The organism is Gryllotalpicola sp. CP2-P1 (genome assembly GCF_057512245.1).
Window position 1 is genome coordinate 1 of record NZ_JBLRDT010000145.1, and the last position, 6,349, is coordinate 6,349.

A 6,349-nucleotide genomic window follows, 5' to 3' on the forward strand; every position below is an offset into this window, starting at 1 on the left:
TGCAGCTGACCCAGCGGCGCAGCGACGTCGAGAACGTCGACACCGCCCAAGCCGCCATCGACCTCACGAATCGGGACAACGTGTACCAAGCCGCCCTGCTCGTCGTCACCAACACGATGCAGACGAACCTCACGGACTTCCTGCGATGAGCGCCACCCTCGAGCTGATCGCGCCGCTCGCCGGCATCCCCGGCACGTCATATGTCATCGACGAGGTGGATGCCGGGCTGTTCACGCTCCGCTCGGCGAGCGAGCCGCTGCGCCTGTTCGTCGTCGAGGGCGCGTCGCTTCCGACGTATCAGCCCGAGCTCGACGACGCGCAGATCGAGGCGCTCGGGCTGCGCGAGCCGTCCGACGCCGAGCTCTACGTCGTCGTGAACCCCGCCGACGGGGCGCCGACGCTCAACCTGCTCGCGCCGATCGTCGTGAACCGGCATTCGCGCCGCGGTGCCCAGCTCGTGCTCGACGCGGCGCGCTGGCCCCTGCGCGCCTCCCTCGACGAGCTGCTGGCAGGCTGAGCGGCTGATCGTGCCTGCCACGGCTGAGCGAGTGATCGCGCCTGCCGCCTGCGTGACTGATCGCGCCTCCCGCGAGGCTGAACGGTGGCTGCCCTCGCGAGCTGCGGGTTGCGCAGCCTGTGTCCGGATGTGGTTCGTGTGCCGCGTGTGCCGCGAGTCCCGTGAATCCTGCGGTGCCGAATGCGCCATGCAGATCAGTGAGTGAGGCACAGCATGTCCCCTCGCGCGCACTTGCACGAGGGAACCATTCTTCGTCCCGATAGAACCATTGGTGCTGCCCGGGAACCGTTGGTGCCAGTGGGGAACCGTTGGTGCCGGGGGAGAACCTTCGGGGCATGGGCGCAAGGAATGGTTCTCTCGTGCAAGTGCGCGCGCGAGGGCATGTCGGAGCGACGCCGCGAGGTGGCGTGTGCTGACGGAGGGGCCGCACGAGGGGTAGCGCGGGGGCCACAGGGCAGCGTGCCCTGGGGCGGCGTCAGTTGGTGGGCAGTGTGCGTTGCGGCGGGCCGTGCGCGTACGGGCGGACGCGAGTTGCGGGCCGGCGTACGCTCGGGCGAGCCCGATCTTCGGGGGTGGGCGCGGGTTGCGAGGGGTGGCGTGCGGTGGGGCGGGCGTCAGTCGCGGGGGCGGCGCAGCAGCGCGAGGACCGAGGCCTGATCGGCCTCTGGGGCGCCCTCTGCCGCGGCAGCTGCGGCGGCCGCCGTCTCGCGCGCGATCTGCTCGAGGACCTCTGAGCGCTGCACCTTCACCTCGCGCGGGGCGTCGACGCCCACGCGCACCGTGTCGCCCTTGATGTCGACGATCGTCACCGTGATGCCCTCGCCGATGACGATCGACTCGCCGACCTTCCGCGTGAGCACCAGCATGGGTTCAGCCTATCGAGGCGGGCTGCGGTGCGAGCCGCACGACTCCGACGGTCTCGATGGTGGTGCTCTCGCCGGCCGTCGCCTCGCTGTACGACAGCACGGGCAGCTCTGCCGCGGCCGTCGCGGAGACCAGGCGGCGCACCGCGGGGCGCAGCTGCGGCGCGCACACGAGAACGGGGGAGAACCCGTTCGCCGCGGCCTGCTCGACCTCGCGGGCGAGGGCGGTCGTGAACCGCTCGTGCACCACGGGGTCGAGCATGATCTGCGAGCCGAGCGGCGAGGGGCGCAGCGCCTCGAGCAGAGACTGCTCTGCGCCCGGCTCGATCATCAGCACCCGCAGCCGCCCGCCGTCGACGTAGCGCGCCGCGATCGCCGCGCCGAGGCCCTCGCGGGCGGCCTCGATGAGCGCCTCCGGCTCGGTCGTCGAGCGCGCCTTGAGCGCGAGCGACTCGTAGATGCGGGTCAGGTCGTTGATCGCGACCTGCTCGGCGAGCAGTCCCTGCAGCACGCGCTGGACCTCGGCGAGCGACAGCGGCGACGGGATCAGCTCGTCGACCGCGGACGGCGAGGCGGCGCGCACGGCGTCCGTCAGCACCCGCACGTCCTCGCGCGTGAGCAGCCGGGCCGCGTTGGCCGTGATCACCGACGACAGGTGCGTCACGACGACCGACACGCGATCGACGACCGTGGCGCCGGCGAGCTCGGCGGCGTGCCGCTGCTCGGCGGGGATCCACTTGCCGGGCAGCCCGAACACCGGCTCGACGGTGGCCGTGCCCGGCAGCAGCTCGAGCCGGTCGCCGAGCGCGAGCAGGCGGCCGGACGGCGCCTGCCCCCGCCCCGCCTCGACCCCCGCGACGCGGATCGCGTAGCTGCCAGGGGGCAGATCGACCGCGTCGCGCGTGCGCACGGGCGGCACGATGAAGCCGAGCTCGAGGGCGATCTTGCGGCGCAGGGACTTGACCCGGCCGAGCAGGTCGTTGGCGCCGCCGCCGACCAGGTCGATGAGGTCGGGCGAGAGCAGCACCTCGAGCGCGTGCACGCGCATCTGGTCGAGCAGGTCCTCCGGTGCGTCGCCGCCGGGGCGCGGCACCGACTGCGCCGCCTCGGCGGCCCGCGCGGAGGCATCCGTCTTGCGCTTCATCCGCCACCCGGCGAACGCGAGCCCCGCGCCCACGATCATGAACGCCGGCCACGGCATTCCGGGCACGAAGCCGAGCAGCACGGCGGCGGCGCCCGCGATGAACAGGGCGATCTGCGACTGGGTGAGCTGCGCGGCAGCGGACGCGCCGAGCTGGTCGTCGGACCCGCCGCGGGTGACGATCATGCCGGTCGCGACCGCCATCAGCAGCGCCGGGATCTGCGAGACGAGCCCGTCGCCGATCGTGAGCAGCGTGTACTTCTGCACCGCGGTCGCGATGTCGAGCCCGTTCTGCAGCACGCCCACGGCGAGCCCGCCGAGGATGTTCACGCAGATGATGACGATTCCGGCGATCGCGTCGCCCTTGACGAACTTCGAGGCGCCGTCCATCGCGCCGTAGAAGTCGGCCTCGCTCGCGACCTCTGCCCGTCGCTCGCGCGCCCGGGAGTCGGAGATGAGGCCGGCGGCGAGGTCCGCATCGATCGCCATCTGCTTGCCGGGCATTGCGTCAAGGGTGAACCGCGCGCCGACCTCGGCGACCCGCTCGGCGCCCTTCGTGACGACGACGAACTGGATCACGATGAGGATGACGAACACCACGGCGCCGATCACGACCGAGCCCCCGACCGCCACATGCCCGAAGCTCTGGATGACGTCGCCGGCGAAGCCGTCCATGAGCACGAGTCGGGTCGAGGCGACGTTGAGGCCGAGGCGCAGCAGGGTCGCGACGAGCAGCAGCGACGGGAACACCGAGAAGTCGAGCGGCCGGCGCACGAACATCGTCGTCAGCAGGATGAGCAGCGCGAACAGCAGGTTGATCGCGATCAGCACGTCGAGCAGCCAGCTCGGAATCGGCAGCACGAGCAGCATGACGATCGCGACGACGCCGACCGGCACGGCGAAGTGGGAGAAGTTGCGGTTCACGAAGCGGCTCCTGATTCAGGCGCGGATGCGCGGGCGGCGGAGGAGGCATGGGGGTTGTCGCGCACGCCTGAGGCGGCGCCGCGGGCCTTCAGCATCGCGACGAACGCGAGCACCTGGGCGATCTGCGTGTAGAACTCGGGCGGGATCTCGCGCCCGACGGCCACCTGGGCGTGCAGTGCGCGGGTGAGCGGCACGTCGCGCACGAGCGGCACACGATGCCGCGCGGCGGTCTGGCGGATGCGGGCGGCGAGCTCGCCCTTCCCCTTCGCGACCACGCGCGGTGCGGACGACCCGGGCTCGTAGAGGAGCGCGACGGCGTAGCTCGTCGGATTCACCAGCACGACGGACGCGGACTCGACGGCCTGCACCATGCTGCCGCGGGTCGCGGCGAGGTGGCGGGCGCGGCGCTGCTGGCGTACGAGCGGGTCGCCCTCGGTGTTCTTCATCTCGTCGCGCACCTCGCGCTTGGTCATCATCGTCTGCTTGCGGTTGCGGCGCATGACGACGAGCACATCGAACGCGGCGATCGCGAGGCCCGCGGCGATCGCGGCGACGAGCAGCCAGGTGATGGATTTCTCGGCGACGGCGACCAGTGCGGGGACCGGCCTCGCCCCCGAGGCGAGCAGCTCGGGCTCGAGCGCGCGCACGACGAGCCAGAGGGCGAGGCCGACCGCGGCGGCCTTCAGCACCGACTTGGCGCCCTGCCACAGCGCCTGGCCGCCGAACAGCCGGGTGACGCCCTTGGCCAGATCGAGGTTCTCGGCCTTGAGCGTGAGCGCGCGGAAGCGGAACCCGCCCTGGATGAGAGACGACGCGATGACCGCGAGCACCGCGACGCCGAGCAGCACGCCGAGGGTGGGCAGGACGCTCCCGAGCCCCGCGCCGAGCGCGGCGAGTGCGCGGGCCGGGTCGGGGTCGGCGATCACGCCGGTGACGGTGAGCAGCTGCGCGACGGATGCCTGCGCGGCGTGGCCCACCACGAGGGGCAGGGTGAGCGCCGTGGCGCCGAGCCCGATCCACGACGGCAGGTCGTGCGAGCGCGAGAGCCGGCCCTTGCGCCGCACCTCCTTGAGGTGCCGCTCGGTGGCCTTCTCTGTCCGTTCCTGTGCGTCCGACATCCGTCACCCCCGCCCCATCAGCACGTTCACCGCGCCGCCCGTGAGCGACTGCACCGCCGCGGGCAGGGCGATGAACACGCCGCCGCCGAGGGCGAGCGTGAGCAGGATCTTGACCGGGTAGCTGAGCGAGAACGCGTTGAGCGCCGGCGCCACCTTGGTGAGCAGGCCGAGGCCGAGGTCGGCGAGGAACAGCACGATGATGAGCGGCCCCGCGATCTGGGCGACGGCGGCGAACATCGCGGTCATGTGCTGCGCGACGAGCTGCGCGGTGATGCCGGCGGGGAGGCCGTGCCCGATCGGCAGCGCGCGGAAGGTGCCCGCGAGCCCGGCGAGGATCAGCTGGTAGGCGCCGGAGGAGAACAGCAGGGCGAGGGCGCCCATCTGGAACAGCCGGGTGAACTGCGCGCCGTTGATCGCGAGCTGCGGGTCGTATGCGGCCGCGAGCTGGAAGCCGCTGGTCAGGTCGATCAGACTGCCCGCGCCCTGCACCGCCGCGAACACGAGGTAGACGAGGAAGCCGAAGGCGGCTCCGACGAGCGCCTCGAGGAACAGGTCGATCAGGAACTGCGTGTCGCTCAGCGCTGGAGTGGCGGTCACGAGCTGCGGCGAGACGGCGAGCCCCAGGCCGAGCGACAGGGCGGCCTTGACCATGCCGGGGAACGCCCGGTCGGAGAACGGCGGGGCGATCACGATGAAGGCGGCCATGCGCACCGAGGCGAGCACGGTCGTCTCGAGCCAGTGCAGGTCGATGGGGATGTCGAGGGCGGGGGCCATCTCAGCCGCCCAGCAGCTTCGGCAGCTCGTCGAAGAGCTGCTGGGTGAATTGCACGAGGGTCTGGATCATCCAGTTGCCGCAGACGACCAGCACGATCGCGATGCCGAGCAGCTTGGGCACGAACGAGAGCGTGACCTCTTGGATCTGCGTCATCGACTGCAGCAGCGCGATCGCGAAGCCGACCGCGAGCGCCGTGATGAGGATCGGCGCCGACAGCTTCGCCGCGACCAGCAGCGTCTTCACGCCGAGGTCGAGCACCATCGCCGAGTCCATTCCGCCGCCGCCCATCACGTCACCCCCGAGTAGCTCTTGACGAGCGCGGTGATCACGAGGCCCCAGCCGTCGACCAGGATGAACAGCAGGATCTTGAACGGCAGCGAGACGAGCACGGGCGGCAGCATCATCATGCCGAGCGACTGCAGGGCCGCCGCCACGACGAGGTCGATGACCAGGAACGGGATGAAGATCACGAAGCCGATCACGAACGCGCTGCGCAGCTCGCTGATGAGGAACGAGGGGATGAGGGTCGCCGTCGGCACCGCCTGCGCGTTGGCCGGGTTGGCGCGCCCGGCGACGCGCGTCATGAGCGCGATGTCGTCCTGCCGCGTGAACTTCAGCATCCACGTGCGCAGCGGCCCGAGACCGGCGTCGACGGCGTGGGTGAAGTCGAGGTGGCCGTCGAGATAGGGCTGCACCGCGACGTGGTTGATGTCGGTGAGCACGGGCCACATGATGAACAGGGTCAGGAACAGCGACAGCCCAGCGATCACCTGGTTCGGCGGCAGCGTGTTGAGGCCGAGGGCGTTGCGGGTCATCGCGAGCACGACGAACACCTTCGTGAACGACGTCATCATCAACAGCAGCGCAGGCGCGACCGACAGCAGGGTGATGCCGATCAGGGTGACGACCGCGGTGGTCGGCTGCCCGTCGATGCCGTTGATGTCGATGTTCATGGCGCGGGTCAGCGCCCCGCGACTCTGCGGCCGCGCCGCGTGGGCGCGGTGCCGGGCG

At 71.3% G+C, this 6,349-nt stretch carries 7 protein-coding genes; 1 reads left to right on the forward strand and 6 read right to left on the reverse strand.

What is annotated here, in order from left to right:
* The first annotated feature begins 145 nt into the window (after positions 1 to 145).
* Positions 146 to 517 carry a flagellar assembly protein FliW gene (locus ACM2XV_RS11060; RefSeq protein ID WP_344774030.1) on the forward strand — a complete coding sequence of 124 codons (372 nt, stop codon included), beginning with the start codon at positions 146 to 148 and terminating at the stop codon, positions 515 to 517.
* A 614-nt stretch (positions 518 to 1,131) separates the two neighbouring features.
* Here the strand turns inward: ACM2XV_RS11060 and csrA are convergent.
* The 6 genes from csrA to fliP all read right to left on the reverse strand — a co-directional run.
* Positions 1,132 to 1,383 carry a carbon storage regulator CsrA gene (gene csrA, locus ACM2XV_RS11065; RefSeq protein ID WP_344774032.1) on the reverse strand — a complete coding sequence of 84 codons (252 nt, stop codon included), beginning with the start codon at positions 1,381 to 1,383 and terminating at the stop codon, positions 1,132 to 1,134.
* A gap of 4 nt (positions 1,384 to 1,387) precedes the next feature.
* Entirely contained in the window at positions 1,388 to 3,391 is a 2,004-nt protein-coding gene (locus tag ACM2XV_RS11070) for a flagellar biosynthesis protein FlhA (RefSeq protein WP_487026964.1), read from the reverse strand.
* Positions 3,392 to 3,441: 50 nt separating this feature from the next.
* Complete coding sequence (locus tag ACM2XV_RS11075; RefSeq protein WP_487026961.1) at positions 3,442 to 4,563, reverse strand: EscU/YscU/HrcU family type III secretion system export apparatus switch protein; 1,122 nt, start codon at positions 4,561 to 4,563, stop codon at positions 3,442 to 3,444.
* A 3-nt stretch (positions 4,564 to 4,566) separates the two neighbouring features.
* The gene (locus tag ACM2XV_RS11080; RefSeq protein WP_487026962.1) at positions 4,567 to 5,337 is read right to left on the reverse strand and encodes a flagellar biosynthetic protein FliR; all 771 of its coding nucleotides are present in this window, start codon (positions 5,335 to 5,337) and stop codon (positions 4,567 to 4,569) included.
* 1 nt (position 5,338) lies between these two features.
* Positions 5,339 to 5,611 (reverse strand): flagellar biosynthesis protein FliQ, encoded by a 273-nt coding sequence (fliQ, locus tag ACM2XV_RS11085; protein ID WP_344774306.1) that lies wholly within the window; start codon positions 5,609 to 5,611, stop codon positions 5,339 to 5,341.
* Positions 5,612 to 5,625: 14 nt separating this feature from the next.
* Positions 5,626 to 6,349 (reverse strand): flagellar type III secretion system pore protein FliP (gene fliP / locus ACM2XV_RS11090; RefSeq protein ID WP_487026963.1); only part of this gene is annotated, 724 nt, incomplete at its 5' end.

Coding starts and splice junctions, on each gene's coding strand:
- fliQ (WP_344774306.1), bottom strand. CDS start 5,611: ATGGACTCGGCGATGGTGCTCGACCTCGGCGTGAAGACGCTGCTGGTC.
- ACM2XV_RS11070 (WP_487026964.1), bottom strand. CDS start 3,391: ATGCTGCTCGTGCTGCCGATTCCGAGCTGGCTGCTCGACGTGCTGATC.
- ACM2XV_RS11075 (WP_487026961.1), bottom strand. CDS start 4,563: ATGTCGGACGCACAGGAACGGACAGAGAAGGCCACCGAGCGGCACCTC.
- ACM2XV_RS11060 (WP_344774030.1), top strand. CDS start 146: ATGAGCGCCACCCTCGAGCTGATCGCGCCGCTCGCCGGCATCCCCGGC.
- csrA (WP_344774032.1), bottom strand. CDS start 1,383: ATGCTGGTGCTCACGCGGAAGGTCGGCGAGTCGATCGTCATCGGCGAG.
- ACM2XV_RS11080 (WP_487026962.1), bottom strand. CDS start 5,337: ATGGCCCCCGCCCTCGACATCCCCATCGACCTGCACTGGCTCGAGACG.